Annotated in this window: 13 protein-coding genes and 1 tRNA gene; 5 read left to right on the top strand and 9 right to left on the bottom strand. The window is 59.6% G+C overall.

Going from position 1 to position 15,737, the window contains the following annotated elements; all coding sequences use genetic code 11:
- Positions 1-34: 34 nt before the first annotated feature.
- From ACP0KA_RS12190 to ACP0KA_RS12180, 3 genes are all read right to left on the bottom strand, one after another.
- Positions 35-3,202 carry a multidrug efflux RND transporter permease subunit gene (locus ACP0KA_RS12190; protein ID WP_424629040.1) on the bottom strand — a complete coding sequence of 1,056 codons (3,168 nt, stop codon included), beginning with the start codon at positions 3,200-3,202 and terminating at the stop codon, positions 35-37.
- Positions 3,203-3,206: 4 nt separating this feature from the next.
- Positions 3,207-4,412 (bottom strand): efflux RND transporter periplasmic adaptor subunit, encoded by a 1,206-nt coding sequence (locus tag ACP0KA_RS12185; RefSeq protein WP_424629039.1) that lies wholly within the window; start codon positions 4,410-4,412, stop codon positions 3,207-3,209.
- A 312-nt stretch (positions 4,413-4,724) separates the two neighbouring features.
- Positions 4,725-5,009: a hypothetical protein gene (locus tag ACP0KA_RS12180; RefSeq protein ID WP_424629038.1), complete on the bottom strand. Its 285-nt coding sequence runs from the start codon at positions 5,007-5,009 to the stop codon at positions 4,725-4,727.
- Positions 5,010-5,180: 171 nt separating this feature from the next.
- Here ACP0KA_RS12180 and ACP0KA_RS12175 point away from each other — a divergent pair, with 171 nt between their 5' ends.
- From ACP0KA_RS12175 to ACP0KA_RS12165, 3 genes are all read left to right on the top strand, one after another.
- A complete protein-coding gene (locus tag ACP0KA_RS12175; RefSeq protein WP_424629037.1) occupies positions 5,181-5,636 on the top strand; it encodes a hypothetical protein in 456 nt (151 codons plus the stop codon).
- A gap of 87 nt (positions 5,637-5,723) precedes the next feature.
- Entirely contained in the window at positions 5,724-5,879 is a 156-nt protein-coding gene (locus ACP0KA_RS12170) for a hypothetical protein (RefSeq protein WP_424629036.1), read from the top strand.
- 157 nt (positions 5,880-6,036) lie between these two features.
- A complete protein-coding gene (locus ACP0KA_RS12165) occupies positions 6,037-6,495 on the top strand; it encodes an FKBP-type peptidyl-prolyl cis-trans isomerase (protein WP_424629035.1) in 459 nt (152 codons plus the stop codon).
- A 54-nt stretch (positions 6,496-6,549) separates the two neighbouring features.
- Here the strand turns inward: ACP0KA_RS12165 and ACP0KA_RS12160 are convergent.
- The 6 genes from ACP0KA_RS12160 to ACP0KA_RS12135 form a co-directional block, all read right to left on the bottom strand.
- Positions 6,550-6,639: transfer RNA gene (locus ACP0KA_RS12160), tRNA-Ser, on the bottom strand.
- Between the two features lie 147 nt (positions 6,640-6,786).
- A complete protein-coding gene (locus tag ACP0KA_RS12155; protein ID WP_424629034.1) occupies positions 6,787-8,241 on the bottom strand; it encodes a trehalose-6-phosphate synthase in 1,455 nt (484 codons plus the stop codon).
- 221 nt (positions 8,242-8,462) lie between these two features.
- Positions 8,463-9,269: a trehalose-phosphatase gene (gene otsB / locus ACP0KA_RS12150; RefSeq protein ID WP_424629033.1), complete on the bottom strand. Its 807-nt coding sequence runs from the start codon at positions 9,267-9,269 to the stop codon at positions 8,463-8,465.
- 3 nt (positions 9,270-9,272) lie between these two features.
- The gene (locus tag ACP0KA_RS12145) at positions 9,273-10,745 is read right to left on the bottom strand and encodes an MFS transporter (protein WP_424631572.1); all 1,473 of its coding nucleotides are present in this window, start codon (positions 10,743-10,745) and stop codon (positions 9,273-9,275) included.
- 337 nt (positions 10,746-11,082) lie between these two features.
- A complete protein-coding gene (locus tag ACP0KA_RS12140; protein ID WP_424629032.1) occupies positions 11,083-11,760 on the bottom strand; it encodes a 3-oxoacid CoA-transferase subunit B in 678 nt (225 codons plus the stop codon).
- Positions 11,757-12,440, bottom strand: a complete 684-nt coding sequence (locus ACP0KA_RS12135) for a 3-oxoacid CoA-transferase subunit A (protein ID WP_424631571.1) — start codon at positions 12,438-12,440, stop codon at positions 11,757-11,759. The genes ACP0KA_RS12140 and ACP0KA_RS12135 overlap by 4 nt, the downstream gene beginning before the upstream one ends.
- Before the next feature lie 367 nt (positions 12,441-12,807).
- On the opposite strand from ACP0KA_RS12135, the gene ACP0KA_RS12130 reads away from it, so the two are divergent.
- Both ACP0KA_RS12130 and ACP0KA_RS12125 read left to right on the top strand, forming a co-directional pair.
- Positions 12,808-13,293, top strand: a complete 486-nt coding sequence (locus tag ACP0KA_RS12130; RefSeq protein WP_424629031.1) for a (2Fe-2S)-binding protein — start codon at positions 12,808-12,810, stop codon at positions 13,291-13,293.
- Between the two features lie 84 nt (positions 13,294-13,377).
- A complete protein-coding gene (locus ACP0KA_RS12125; RefSeq protein ID WP_424629030.1) occupies positions 13,378-15,732 on the top strand; it encodes a xanthine dehydrogenase family protein molybdopterin-binding subunit in 2,355 nt (784 codons plus the stop codon).
- The last annotated feature ends 5 nt before the right edge of the window (positions 15,733-15,737 follow it).

Raw genomic sequence — 15,737 nt, 5'->3', positions numbered from 1 at the left:
GCGGCGCCGTCCCGAGTGGGCTGCTTTCCAAACTTCAGGTCGCGATATGCCGCGGCGGCGACGGCGGACCGTAGAGCTCCGGCTTGTCAGCCGCAGACGCGTCCGCCGACCGATCTCCCGACAGCCAGCGCTGCACGACAACGAAGAACACCGGCACCATCAGCAGCGCGAGAACGACCACTGCGATCATGCCGCCCATCACGCTGGTGCCGATCGCCTGCTGGCTCTTGCCGCCAGCGCCATGCGCGATCACCATCGGCAGCACGCCGCAGACGAAGGCAAGACCGGTCATCAGGATCGGCCGGAAGCGCAGATGGCACGCCTCGACCGTGGCTTCCAAGAGGGGTTTGCCCTTCGCCCGCAGATCCTTCGCGAACTCGATGATCAGGATCGCATCCTTGGCCGCAAGTCCGATGATCGTGATGAGGCCCACGGTGAAGTAGACGTCGTTGGGAAGCCCCCGCATCGAAGCCGCCGTCACGGCGCCGGCGATGCCGAGCGGCACGGTCAGGAGAACCGCGAGCGGAATGGTCCAGCTCTCATACAGCGCGGCAAGGCAGAGGAAGACGACCAATGCCGACAGGCCGAGAATGAAGGGAGCCTGGGAACCGGAAAGCTTTTCCTGCAACGACTGGCCCGTCCACTCGTAGCCGAAGCCACGCGGCAACTGGTCCGCCAGCCTCTCCATCTCGGCGATGGCATCGCCACTGGTATAGCCGGGCTTGGCCTCGCCACTGATGCGGACGGACGGATAGTAGTTGAACCCGACAATCTGGGTCGGCCCTTTTGACCACTGGACCGTCGCGAAGGACGAGAACGGCACGAGCTGGCCGCGGCTGTTCTTCACGTTGTACGCCATGATGTCGTCGGCGGTCATGCGGCTCGCCGTGTCGCTCTGCACGATGACACGCTGCATGCGCCCGCGATTCGGGAAGTCGTTGATGTAAGCCGAGCCGAGGTTGGTGGAGATCGTGTTGTTGATGTCCTCGAAGGTGACGCCGAACGCGCCGGCCTTCTCTCGGTCGACCACCAAATTGACTTGCGGCGCGGGCGGCAAGCCTTCGACATACACGTTCTGCAGAATTGGATTCTGCTTGGTGCTGGCGAGCAGCGCGTCGGTCGCGTCCATCAGCGCCTTGTAGCCCTTCTGGCCACGGTCCTGCAGACGGAAGCTGAACCCGCTCGAATTGCCGAGGTTGTCGATGGGTGGCGGCTGCAGCGCAGAAATGCGCGCGTCCCGAACCGACGAGAGCGCCTTGTTGGTGTCTGCGACGATCGCGGCGGCAGTGTCGCCCTCGCCGCGTTCCGACCAGTCCTTCAGCGTGATGAAGGCCTGCGCACTGTTCATGCCCTGACCAAGGAAGCTGAAGCCGGTCAGGAACGTAACGTCTTGGACACCCGGACGTTCGAGCAGATATTTTTCGACCTTCTGAACGACGGTTTCCGTGCGATTGAACGATGAATCCGAAGGCGTCTGAACGTCCGTGGTGAAGAAGCCCTGGTCGTCGACCGGCAGGAAGCCGCCCGGCATCCGCACAAATGCCCACGACAGGCCGACCAGCAGGATGGCGTAGATCGCCATCAACCGGCCGGTTCGCTTCAACTCCCAACCCACGAAGGACGCATAGCGCTCCTTGATCGCATCGAGCTTGCGGTTGATCCAGCCGAACACGCCGCTCTTGCCGTGCTCGTGACCTTTCTCGATGGGTTTTAGAAGCGTGGCGCACAGGGCCGGCGTCAGCGACAGCGCCATCAGTGCGGAGAAGCTGATCGCGGCAACCATCGTGACCGAGAACTGGCGATAGATGATCCCCACCGACCCCGGGAAGAACGCCATCGGCACGAACACCGCCACCAGCACGAGCGTGATGCCGATGATGGCGCTGGTGATCTGGGACATCGCCTTGCGCGTGGCGTCCTTCGGCGAAAGTCCCTCCTCGCTCATGATGCGTTCGACGTTTTCCACGACGACGATGGCGTCGTCGACCAGAATGCCGATGGCAAGCACCATGCCGAACAACGTCAGCATGTTGATCGAATAGCCGAGCATCAGCAGTGTCGCACAGGTTCCCAGCAACGCCACGGGCACCACGATCGTCGGAATGATGGTGTAGCGGATGTTCTGCAGGAACAGGAACATCACGATGAACACCAGTACGACCGCCTCGACCAGGGTCGACAGTACCTTCTCGATCGATGCTTCGACCACCGGGGTGATGTTGTAGGGAATGTCGTAGGCGATATTGGCCGGGAAGAACTTCGAGAGTTCCTTCATCTTCTCTTCAACGGCACTCGCAGTCGCCAGTGCATTGCCCGTGGGCGACAGCAGCACCGAGAGACCCGCGCTCGGCTTGCCGTTGAGCCGGGTCGTAAACTGATAGCCCAGACCACCGACTTCAATCCGCGCCACGTCGCGCAGCCGCACGGTCGAACCATCGGGGTTCGCACGCAAAACGATGGATCCGAATTCATCGGGCGAGCTGAGCTGCCCCTTCACCAGCACCAGCGCCGACGTCTTCTGGTCGCTCGCGCTCGGTTCCGCGCCGATACTGCCGGAGGCAACCTGGGCATTCTGCGCGGTGATCGCCTTGGTGACGTCGTCCGCCGTCAGATTGAACCCCACGAGTTTGGCCGGATCGACCCAGATGCGCAACGCGCGCTCGGTCGAATATAGCGTGGCGCGTCCGACACCCGGGATGCGGCGAATCTCGCCGAGCACATTCCGGATCATGAAGTCGCCGAGGCCCACTTCGTCGAGACTGCCGTCCGTGGAGCGTAGCGTGATGATCTGCAGCACCGCGCTGGATGCTTCCTCGATCAGGATGCCCTGCTGAAGCACGGCGCGCGGCAGACGGGATTCGACCCTCTTGATGCGGTTCTGGACTTCGACGGAGGCCAGGCTCGAATCCGTCCCGGGCACGAAATTCGCGATGATTTCCACCTGACCGAGCGAGTCACTGGTGGATTCGAAATTCAGGATTCCGGACGCGCCGTTGAGTTCCTCTTCGATCAGGCGCGTCACGCTGTTGTAGAGATTTTCCGGCGACGCACCCGGATAGCTCGTGCTGATCGAGATCGAAGGCGGCGCGATGATCGGATACTGCGCAACAGCCAGGAACGGAATCGAGATTGCGCCGATCAAGCAAATGAACAGCGCAATCACCCATGCGAAGATGGGGCGATCGATGAAAAAACTCGGCATGGTTCTACTTGTGAAGCTCTGTGGTCGCGGTCGGGTTGCTGACTCCGTCAGACGCGTCAGCGCGCACTTCCGCCCAGGCCTTCGGCACAACCTTGTCGCCCGCTGTAAACTTCTGGAAGCCCTCGACGACCACGCGATCGCCTGGCTTCAGACCATCATTCACCAGCCAATGCCCGTTCTGCTGGCTGCCCGTACGTATGGGCTGGATGGCGACGCGGTTGTCGTCCTTCACAACGAACACTTCGGCTTCGCCAGTGCCTGTACGCTGGACCGCTTGTTCCGGAACTGCGAGCGCATCCGTGTCGACGCCCTGCTCGATGAGCACGCGGACATACATGCCCGGCAACAACTCACGCTTGGTGTTCTTGAATTCGCCGCGCAAGGTGACCTGCCCGGTATAGGTGTCGACCTTTGCGTCCGAGAACAGCAACTTGCCCTTCAGCGGATAGAGCGTGCCGTCGTCGAGAACGAGTCTGACCGCAGCGCTATCGGGCGCGACCTGTTCCAGATCGCCGGCCTCGAGCGCACGCCGCAGCTTGTTCAGGTCGCTGATCGGCTGGGTGAAGTCGGCATAAACGGAATCGAGCTGCTGGATCGTCGCGAGGCTCTGGGTGTCGTTCTGCACAACAAGGGCGCCTTCGCTCACGAGCGCAGCGCCAATCACGCCGCTGATCGGCGCACGGATCGTTGCGTATTCCAGATTGAGCTTTGCACGGGCCACCTCGGCTTCCGCTGCGGCGACATCCGCCTTGGCCTGCAACATGCGCGCATTCGCGTTCTCATGCTCGGCCTGAGACACAACGCGCTGATGCACGAGAGTCGAGATACGGTTGGCCTGCAGCGATGCCTGTTCGAACGCGGCATTGGCCTTGGCCAGCGACGCTTCCGCCGCCTGCAGTTCGACCTCAAACGGACGCGGATCGATCCTGTAAAGGATGTCGCCGGCCTTCACTTCGCTGCCCTGCTCGAAGCGCCGCTCGACGATGATGCCGGAGACACGTGGACGCACGTCAGCAACACGCGTCGGTGCGATTCGCCCGGGCAGTTCGCGCAGAAGAGCCCGGGGCTTGGGCTCGACCGTTGTGATGCTAACTTCAGGAGCAACAGGTGTGGCGGCCACCGCTGAGGTTGGTTCGTCGCAGCCGGCGAGCAAAGGAGCTGAAACCGCCAGCAAAATCATTCCAACGAACGCATTCCGAGTCTGCATCATCACACCTTTTTCTTGTCGCTCCACAAGACATGCAAAGGCACCCGCGTCCTGGCCGTACGAATCGGTCAAACGAAACGTGTGTCTTCGATCTTGCTTACGCGCAGAAAAGTAAATGTTCGGATGCAACGCAACAATTTGAGCGGCGGCGCAATGCCACACGTTCTTAGTTGTTGAATTTTTTTGTGTTTTCGAGATTCACGCGATTGTGACGCTGCATGGTTCCTTCATATCGCGGATGTTCCGTTGGAACTTCACAGTATCGCCAAAAACGTAAATCGAATCTGCGAAATGGAACCGGCGTTCGCGCGACGCTCATCGTCTGTTGTAACCGGGAGCGACCATGTTCTTCAGCTGCACCAGCAGCGTGATGATCCAAGCCGCGGCGAAAAGGCCAGCGAGACCCAGCGCGGTCCTGCGATCCAGCAGCGAGAGACCGGTCCAATACCAGACACGATAGATCCAAAGTCCAGTTGTCGCGGCGCCCATGATGCAGACGAGAAATTTCAGCGCGTAGCTATTTGCGACGCCCAGCGCACCAAACAGGATGGTCGCTGGAATCATGAACATCTGACAGGCGGAAATCAGCGTTTCGTTCATTGGCCCCTCTTTGACGAATCGCGCGAAGTATATCTGTCCGAAGACGAAATTTGATGGACGAATCCGAAAGCACCACATGCGGACATTTTGAACCGGCGTAGCGCTCGCGACACTCATGGACAGGACGGCGGTACGCCGTCGGAACGCTTCCCTCCAAGGATCACAGCGATCATGACCACTCCATCGACGATCGGTTCAATGGCGCTCGCTTTAGTCCTGCTGGGCACGAGTGTCGCAAACGCAGCTAACCCGAACTTCATGGGCAAATGGACCGTCACCGCCTCACAGCCGGCACCGTGGGCTCGGCCGGACGACAAGCCCGTCGAATCCGATCTCAAGGCCTTGGTGGGAAAGGCGGTCACCTTTTCTGCCGACCGCATCGATGCGCCTCGGCCGCTGACGTGCCGGAAGCCACATTACGAGATGAAGCAATATGATCCTGACATGCTCTTTCAGGGCGGTCTGACGGACCCTACGAAGCAGGCTGCAGCGCTGGGCTATGGCAAGAAGATCGCGACGCTCGAAACCGGCTGCGAAGGCGCGTTCGATTTTCACTTCATCAATTCGGACAGCGCGATGTTCGCTCTGAACAATCGGCTCTACAAAATCGAACGAAAGAAGCCGTGACCGATAAATGCGGCTAGATAAATATCGAAGACACCCGGCGAAATCTGCGCGCAGATCAAAGATCCCGCCCGCAACAGCGGGCGATCGTTGGATGAAATCGTCACGCACATCGGCACTGATCATCTGGTGGCGTGGGCCTGGGCTCCAGGCGCTGACCGTCAGCTCGTTCCGGGCACGCAACAGCTTGCCGAAGCACTGGCTGCGGCCCGGGTCAAAACCGGTGCGGCGTGTCCAAGAAAATAAGGACTTCTCGCAGGTTTGCCGAGGCGCGAAGAACCGGCAAGAACATGTGAAGAACGAGGCTTTGCGCGACCCAGCCCACCGCGATCAGGGGGTAGCTGACACAGAAAAACTCTATCATTCTGACCCAGAGATACACTCATCCCCGAAAGGACCGCCGATGCGACTCATCTCTCGCGCTGCTCTCGCGACTGCCGCCGCGCTGGCCCTCACCAGCATCGGACCTATCGCCATCGCCAACCCCGCCTTCGCGCAAGGAAAGCCCGTTACCACGCCATCAGGCTTGCAGATGACCGACACCCAGGTCGGTGCCGGCGCGCAACCAAAGCAAGGACAGACCGCCGTGGTGCATTACACCGGCTGGCTCTACACCAATGGCGCCAAGGGCAAGAAGTTCGACTCGTCCGTCGATCGCGGTCAGCCGTTCGAGTTTCGGGTCGGCGCTGGACAGGTCATCAAGGGCTGGGACGAAGGCGTCGCCACCATGAAGGTCGGCGGCAAGCGTACGCTCGTGATCCCGCCGCAGCTCGGCTATGGCGAACGCGGTGCCGGCGGCGGCCTTATCCCGCCGAATGCGACTCTCATTTTCGATGTGGAGTTGTTGGGAGTAAAAGGCTGAGCCCGCTCGATGTCCGCGCTCATCTTCGCGGAGCGCCCTTATCGCGATACGCAATGGCGGAGGGAGTGAGATTCGAACTCACGGTACGGTTTCCCGCACACACGCTTTCCAAGCGTGCGCCTTAAGCCACTCGGCCATCCCTCCGGATGCGCTGTCATGACGGGGCACGCGTGATTTTGCAAGGGAGAGCGGCCATCAACGGCAAATATTCCACAAACCGTTGATTTAAGGACACAATTCCTTCGCTCAGCTCGCCTGATTGAGACGTTTCCCGGCGGCTTCACCCAGACTTTAATGCAGGAAAGCACCGTTCGCCGACCGAAGCGGCCGGACAACCGCGGTCTCCTCCGGGGTCGAAGGCTCGTCGGGCGACAGGTGGGTCGCCTCTAGGGCAGCGATAAATCCGGCGAACCACTGGTGGATCGTCCCCGACCGCAGCTTGGCCATCATGGCCTCCCACCGCAGCCGGCGTTCCGTAGCGGGCATCGCCAGCGCCATCCCAATGGCGCGCGCCATTCCGTCAATGTCGTTCGGATTGACCAGCAAGGCGGTGTCGAGTTCGTTCGCTGCGCCTGCGAACTTCGACAGCACCAGAACACCCGGATCGATGGGATTTTGGGCTGCAACATATTCCTTGGCCACAAGATTCATTCCGTCATGCAACGGGGTCACGACGCCAACCTGCGCCGCGCGATAAAACCCTGCGAGAACGGTTTGGCTAAACCCTTTGCTGAGGTAGCGGATCGGCGTCCAATCCACCTCACCGTGGCGCCCATTAACATCGGTCACCTGCTTCGCAAGTTCATCCTGCAAGGCGCTATAAGCCTCGATACCCCCGCGTGAAGGCGTTGCAATCTGCAGGAACGACACCGAGCGCTTCAGCGACGGCTGCATCTCAAACAGGCGATCAAAGGCGCTGATGCGATTAACCAGCCCTTTCGAGTAGTCGACGCGATCGACCCCGATCGCGAGACGTTCGCCATGCAGGCTTCGCCGCAGCCGCGACACGTCCGGATGCGATGACGCGCGCTGAGCCTGGGCGGCGAACCCGTCAACGTCGATCCCGATCGGGAACGTCGCGAGACGCGAGGTTCCGAACCGTGAGGTGGCAATTCCGTTTTCGACATGCAGCCCAAGATCGGACTGCAGGCAATCCGCGAAATTCTCGCGATCGTTATCCGTCTGGAACCCGATCAAGTCATAGGCCAGCATCGCTTCGATCAGCTCGCGATGATGCGGCACGCATTCCATGACAGCGCGCGACGGCCACGGGGTATGAAGAAAAAAGCCAATCGGATTGCGAACACCGAGATCCCGCATTTCCGCGCCGAGCGCAAGGAAATGGTAATCCTGGATCCAGAATGCAGTATTGGGTTTGCGAAAACGCATCAGCGAGCGCGCCATGAAGGCATTCACTTCGCGATAGGATTGGTAATCGTCGTGGGACACGCGAATGAGGTCGGAACGCGAATGCAGCGCAGGCCACAATGCGGAATTCGCGAAACCTTCGTAGTATCCGCCGTAATGCGCCGCCGGCAGATCCAGCAACGCTAATGCGCCTGCCCCGAGCGATTCAATTTCGGCAAAGGAATCCTTATGAGCACCATCACGGACATGGCCACTTGAGCCGACCCAAATCGCGCCGGATTTTTCGACCACCGGCAACAGCGCTGCTGCCAAACCGCCCGTCATAGGCTCGTTTGCTTTGGCCCTCGCGACGCGATTCGATACGACGACAAGATCCACAGGGGCCCCTTTCTAGTTTTGCTAGAGCAAAACTAACACCTGTTCATCAATATGGTTCCTGATCACCATTCAGACGAAATGAAGTCAAAGTTAGGCGCGCCGAAGTATGGAACCGAGTTCCGCTCTTTCACGCACAGTAATTTGGAGTTGACTTCATGTTGAGAAGAAAACTTTGAAGTGATTCACAAGACAAGAGCGCGCGCAGATTCTTTTTATGTTTCTTATTCTGCAGCGAGTGCTTCATCGTCGAGAAGCTGCGTCAGCCATGCGCGGACATCTTTCGGCGCCTTGAAATGTCCGCTCACACCATGCGCGCGACGGCCGACCGAGAATGAGACGCCGCGAAACGAAGGCATGATCGCAAACACCGATTCATCGGTCACGTCATCGCCTATAAAAATCGGCCTTCGGCCAGAAAAGGGCGCATGATTCATCAATTCGCGAACGCCTGTCGCCTTGGTGAATCCCTTGTGCTTGATTTCGACGACAGATTTTCCAGGAAGAACATCGATCGGCGCTTCAGGAAGATCCGCTCTGATCGCTGAGACCGCCTCATAAATCGCGCGTTCGAACTGCGGCGCCAACCGATAGTGCAGCGCGATCGAATAGCCTTTGTCTTCAAGCAGAATACCGGGACTCAGCTGCGATATCGCGATGAAACGGCGCTTGAGATCGTTGTCCATCGGTGGCGCGTGCGTATCGACCGCTTCATTGTCGGCCGACAATCGCATTTCCGCGCCGTGACCACCGACTGCGGGGAACTGAAGTGGAGCGAAGATCACGTCGATATCCGTCAAGGACCGCCCGCTCACGAGCGCGAGCGCACCGTCGAGACGGTCGTGCAATGCCAGCAACGTGGGGCCGAGCGTCGGTGGCACGATGATATCGCGCGGCGTCGGCGCGAGTTCGATCAACGTTCCGTCGATATCGAGCAGCAAGGCCGTCTCATCGAGATCTGGCACGATGCCCGCCGGTGCGGGCAAGATGTCCTTTTCAAGTTTGGAAGAGGGTGTCACGTTCTCACTCATCGATTACTCCCGCGCAGCCAGCGGCCGCGCCACATCTTCAAGAGATTTCCGCTCGGCATCGATGCCATACCGCCAAGCGATGACAGCGGCGGCAAGCATGAGAATGGATCCGAGCAGATAGCCGGCAAGCACACTGCTGCGCGAACCGGTATCGATTAACACACCGAACAACGAGGGCCCAATCACACCGCCGACACCGGTTCCGATGGCGTAGAACAGTGCGATGGCCAACGCACGGACCTCCAGCGGGAACGTCTCGCTCACAGTCAGATACGCAGCGCTCGCAGCTGGAGATGCGAAGAAGAAGATAATCATCCAGGCGATTGTTTGAGTCTGTGCATCAAGAATTCCGATCGAGAACAGATAGCCGGAGATCGCGAGGAGAAGTCCGGACACACTGTAAGTCAACGCGATCATCTTGCGTCGACCCAGCGTGTCGAAAAGCGGACCGAGGATGACGGGCCCAAGGAAATTCCCGGCGGCGAATGGCAAAATGTACCAACCCACATGCTCCGATGGAATTCCGAAGAAATCCGTCAGGATCAGCGCATACGTAAAGAAAATGGCGTTGTAGAAAAAAGCCTGCGCTGTCATCAGCGCCAGGCCAACCAGCGACCGGCTGCGGTAGGTGCCGAACAAGGTGGTTGCCACTTCGCGCAACGGCGTGTGCGTGCGCATCTTCAACTTCATTTTCGGCAGCGGCGGTGCGTCCTGACGACGGTGCTGCGCAACAGCGTCTTCGATCTCCGAGACGATCGCGACGGCACGCTCAGGTTGACCGTGGATCATCAGCCAGCGTGGGCTTTCCGGAATCCAGAGCCGCATGAACAACACGACAAGACCCAACGTCGCACCGATAAAAAACGCCACCCGCCAGCCGTGCTCAGGATCGATCACCTTCGGATCAAGCAGGACGATGGCGCTGACTGCACCAATCGCGGCGCCGACCCAGAAGCTGCCGTTGACGACCAAGTCCGTGCGGCCGCGATAGCGCGCAGGAACGAGCTCCTGAATCGTCGAATTGATCGCTGTATATTCACCGCCGATGCCTGCGCCGGTCAGAAAGCGGAAGACGGCAAAGCTTGCGAGATTCCACGAGAACGCAGTGGCGGCGGTGGCCGTGAGATAGACGGCAAGGGTGATGAAGAACAACTTCTTTCGGCCGATACGGTCGGTCAGCCATCCAAAGCCGATTGCACCCAACACCGCACCCGCGAGATAGGCGCTTGTGGCAATCCCGATATCAGTGTTGCTGAATCTGAGGACGGGGCTTTCCTTCAATGCGCCGGCCAGGGCGCCTGCCAGCGTCACTTCCAGGCCGTCGAGAATCCAGGTGATGCCCAGCGCGGCAATCACGCGGGTATGGAAACCGCTCCACCGGAGCGAATCGAGCCTTGCCGGAATGTCAGTCTCGACAATGCCGGCTTTCGCCACCGCTGAAACACCCGGAGGACGTGATTGCTGGGACGCCTGGATGTTTGTCTCTCTTTCCAGCCTCACTCTTGCCCCTTCTCGTAACGTCGCAAGCGATTGCTGGCCGAACAGACAGTCAGCCCCAGGGCGTCAAGCGCTTCCGAACGGGACTATGTCGAATGGAAAAAGCCCGGACTGTTGATCCAGGTTCATTCCGCTGAAGGAGTGCGTCTGCTCCTCACTGCCAATTCAAAACGCGGAAAAAAGTTCCACAATCTGAGAAGGAACCTCTTTTCCCGAGAGCAATCAGACATCAGAACATTGATAAGAACATGACAGCAAAAAGCCCGAAGCAGAGAACGGCTTCGGGCTTGAATGCAACAAACGATGCGCGCGTGAGCTAGGCAGCCTCGGCCGGCGGCGCGAGATCCTTGTAATCGTTCGCGAGCCTGAGCGGCGGCTCGGTCATGGTCTGGAGCTTTTCCAGCGTCATTCCCGGAATCATTTCCACCACCGACAATCCCGATGGCGTGACGTCGATGACAGCGTAGTTGGTATAAATGCGCTTGACGACGCCTGCCGCCGTCAAAGGATAGCTGCAGTTGAACTTGATGCGCGGCTGCCCCTTCTTGTCGACGTGCTCCATGATCACCCGGATCGCTTTGGCGCCGACAGCAAGATCCATCGCGCCGCCCACGCCCGGGGGAAATTCGTCATCTTCCGTGGTCCAGTTCGCGAGATCGCCCTTTTCCGACACCTCGAATGCACCGAGCAGGCTGACGTCAAGATGACCACCGCGGATCATCAGAAACGCGTCAGCGTGGTGCACATAAACGCCGCCCGTCACCAGGGTGGTGAGGTTCTTGCCGGCATCGATCAGGTTCGGGTCTTCGTGTCCGGGCTTTGGCGCACCGCCAAGGCCGAGCACACCGTTCTCGCTGTGAAAGATCACTTCACGCGTTTTCGGCACGAAGTTCGCCGCAAGCGTCGGGATGCCGATGCCGAGATTGACGAAGTTGCCCTCGTGGAGATCCTGCGCTGCGCGCCATGCCATCTGGCGCCGGTTCAATGGTGTCATTGCTTGTCTCCCGTCTGTTTTCCCGGAACCACCACCACGCGATCCACGAAGATGCCGGGTGTCACGACAGCTTCCGGATCCAGCGTCCCCAATTCGACGAATTCATCCACTTCCACGGCGGTCAGCTCAGCAGCCATGGCGCAAACCGGATTAAAGTTGCGTGCGGATTTGTTGTAGATCAGATTGCCCCAGCGATCGGCCTTGGCAGCCTTCACCACCGCGAGGTCGCCCTTCAACGGCTTCTCAAAAACGTGAAGCTTACCGTCGATCATGCGCTGCTCCTTGCCGTCGGCAAGCTTGGTGCCCGCAGAGACCGGCGAGAAAAACCCGCCCAGACCCGCCGCGGCACACCGCATCCGCTCGCTGATCGTCCCCTGCGGGACCAGCTCGAGCTCCAGAGTCTTGGCGCGGTAGGCCTTGAGGAAGGCGCTATAGTCATCCGATCGCGGGTAAGAACAGATCACCTTGCGAACGCGGCCGGAATTGATCAACCGTGCAAGGCCCCAGTCCCCGTTGCCTGAGTTGTTCGCAACAACTGTAAGGTCCTTTGCTCCCTGTTCGTGCAGCGCTTCGAGCAGATTATTGGCGACACCGACGGTGCCAAATCCAGCAACAAGGACGGTCGCTCCATCCTTCACCCCGGCCACGGCATCCGCCACGGTCTTTACCCGCTTATCGATCACGTTTTCGCTCACTCCTTTAGCGGCATCATGCCTGTTCGATCGGCGGCAAACCGAGTGCCGCGGATTGAAGTTCTTCCGCGTGAAGCCGCAAGTCTGTGCGAACTTCGGGATCGGGACACTAGTCAAGAAGCTGCGTGCGATCAAACGCTTCCCCTGCATTATGGGAATGCACAAAGACAATCCTTTCGCATCTGCGAGATCATCCGCAACGATTGATCATGAGCGAATCTCGGGACGCTCAAGCGTGGATGCATGACTGCGACACGACATCCGCAACGAAAATCCAAGTTGCAAAGTTTTGCGGGCGGGTTGTTAATTAGAACAATTAAAAAATCTTCGGGTCGAAGTTCTTAGGGAGGTCCATGTGTCGACAGTCAAACTCACCATCAATGGCAAGTCGGTCTCTGCCGACGTTGAGGACAGAACGCTTCTCGTTCATCTGCTGCGTGATCATCTCGGCCTCACCGGGACTCATATCGGGTGCGACACCAGTCAATGTGGCGCGTGTGTGGTTCATATCGACGGCCGCGCGGTGAAATCCTGCACGACACTGGTCGGACAAGCCAACGGCACCAATGTCACGACGATCGAGGGCATCTCCAGGGGCGACGAATTGCATCCGATGCAGGCGGCGTTTCGCGACAATCATGGCCTGCAGTGCGGCTATTGCACGCCCGGCATGATCATGACGGCCATCGATATCGTTCAACGCCACGGCGATCAGCTCGACGAGACGACGGTTCGCCAGGAGCTGGAAGGCAACATCTGCCGCTGCACCGGCTACCACAACATCGTGAAGTCTGTGCTGGATGCAGCCGGACGCATGAAGATGGCTGCGGCTGCCGAATAGCAGCTCATCCGATCGATAAGCCATTCAAAGCCGCGACGTTTCGATGGAAACAGCGGATCAAACGCTCCGGCAGGGAGATTAGATATGGGAATTGAAGGTATCGGCGCACGCGTTGCGCGCAAGGAAGACAAACGCTTCATCACAGGCAAGGGTCGCTACACCGACGACGTTCGCCTTCACGGCATGACTTACGCGAGCTTCGTCCGCAGCCCCCACGCCCACGCTAGAATCAAAAAAATCGATGTCACCGCCGCGAAGAATATGCCCGGCGTTGTTGATGTCCTCACCGGCCAGCAGATCGTCGACGACAAGGTCGGCAATCTGATTTGCGGCTGGATGATCCATTCCAAGGACGGCTCGCCGATGAAAATGGGCGCATGGCCGGCGATGGCGCCGGAAATCGTGCGCTTTGTCGGGCAGGCGGTCGCGGTCGTCATTGCGGAAACGCGCAATCAGGCGCGCGATGCCGCCGAAGCCGTTGAAGTCACCTACGAGGAGCTGCCGGCAGCCGCAGACATTACCGCGGCAATCGCTTCCGGCGCACCGCAGCTTCATCCTGAAGCCCCCGGCAACGTGATCTTCGATTGGACGATCGGCGACGAAGCCGCCACCAACGATGCCTTCACGAAAGCCGCGAATGTCGTGGCCATGGACATCACCAATAACCGCCTGTCGCCTAACGCCATGGAGCCGCGGGCAGCGGTGGCGGAATATGATCCGGCGGAAGAGCACTTCACGCTCTATACGACGTCGCAGAATCCCCACGTCGCACGCTTGGTCTTGTCGGCGTTCTATAACATCGCCCCCGAGCACAAGCTGCGTGTGATCGCGCCGGATGTCGGCGGCGGCTTCGGCTCGAAGATCTTCATCTATCCCGAGGAAATGGTGGCGCTGTGGGCCTCCAAGCGCGTCGAACGCCCCGTCAAATGGACGTCCGACCGCACCGAGGCGTTCCTGACCGACGCGCACGGCCGCGATCATCTCACCAAGGCGGAGATGGCCTTCGACAAGGACAACAAGATCATCGGCCTGCGGGTGAAAACCTACGCCAATCTCGGCGCCTACATGTCGCTGTTCTCGTCGTCGGTCCCGACCTATTTGTACGCAACGTTGCTGTCGGGCCAGTACAACATCCCGAACATCTACGCCGAGGTCATCAGCGTCTACACCAACACCACGCCGGTCGACGCTTATCGCGGCGCGGGCCGCCCGGAGGCGAGCTTTGTGATGGAGCGGTTGATGGAAACCGCCGCACGGCAGTTGAAGGTCGACCCGGCCGACCTGCGCCGGAAGAACTTCATCACCAGCTTCCCGCACCAGACGCCGGTGATTATGGCCTACGACACGGGCGACTTTAACGCCTCGCTCGACGCGGCGCTGAAGGCCATCGACTATGCTGGTTTCCCCGCGCGGAAAGACAAGGCGAAAAAAGAAGGCAAGCTGCGCGGCATCGGCCTGTCCTGCTACATTGAAGCCTGCGGCATCGCTCCGTCGAAAGCCGTCGGCAGCCTCGGTGCAGGTGTCGGCTTGTGGGAATCCGCCGAAGTCCGCGTCAATCCGGTCGGCACCATCGAAATTCTGACCGGCTCGCATAGCCATGGCCAGGGCCATGAAACGACGTTCGCTCAGGTCGTTGCGGACCGTCTCGGCATTCCGCTCAACCAGGTCTCGATTGTTCATGGCGACACCGACAAGGTACAGTTCGGCATGGGCACGTACGGATCGCGCTCCGGCGCGGTCGGCATGTCGGCCATCGTGAAAGCGATGGAAAAGATCGAGGCCAAGGCCAAGAAGATCGTCGCGCACCAGCTCGAAGCCTCGGAAAACGACATCGTCATCGAGAACGGCGAGTTCAAGGTGACCGGTACCGACAAATCTATTGCCTTTCCAATGGTCGCCCTTGCCGCCTATACCGCGCACAATATCCCCGAGGGCATGGAGCCTGGCCTGAAGGAGAGCGCGTTTTATGACCCGACCAACTTCACCTTCCCGGCGGGCTCCTACATCTGCGAAGTTGAAGTCGATGCGGGCACCGGCAAGACGGAGTTCATCAACTTCGTCGCGGCTGATGATTTCGGCCGGCTGATCAACCCCATGATCGTGGAAGGCCAGGTGCACGGCGGCCTTGCGCAGGGCATCGGACAGGCCCTGCTTGAGCACGCGGTCTACGACAAGAGCGGCCAGCTCATGACGGCGTCGTTCATGGACTACGCCATGCCACGCGCGGAAGATCTGCCGTCATTCAAGGTGTCGCACACCACGACGCTTTGCCCGGGCAATCCGCTTGGTATCAAAGGCTGCGGTGAAGCCGGCGCCATCGGATCATCCGCTGCGGTGATCAATGCCATCACCGACGCCATCGGCAACAACAAGCTTGAGATGCCGGCCAGCCCCGACCGGGTTTGGCACGCCATTCATCAACAGCAGGCCGCAGAATAAGAGCG

The organism is Bradyrhizobium sp. SYSU BS000235 (genome assembly GCF_049747295.1).
Lineage (GTDB): Bacteria > Pseudomonadota > Alphaproteobacteria > Rhizobiales > Xanthobacteraceae > Afipia.
The sequence above is the reverse complement of the archived record's forward strand: the minus strand, read 5'-3'. Positions and strand labels throughout refer to the sequence as shown.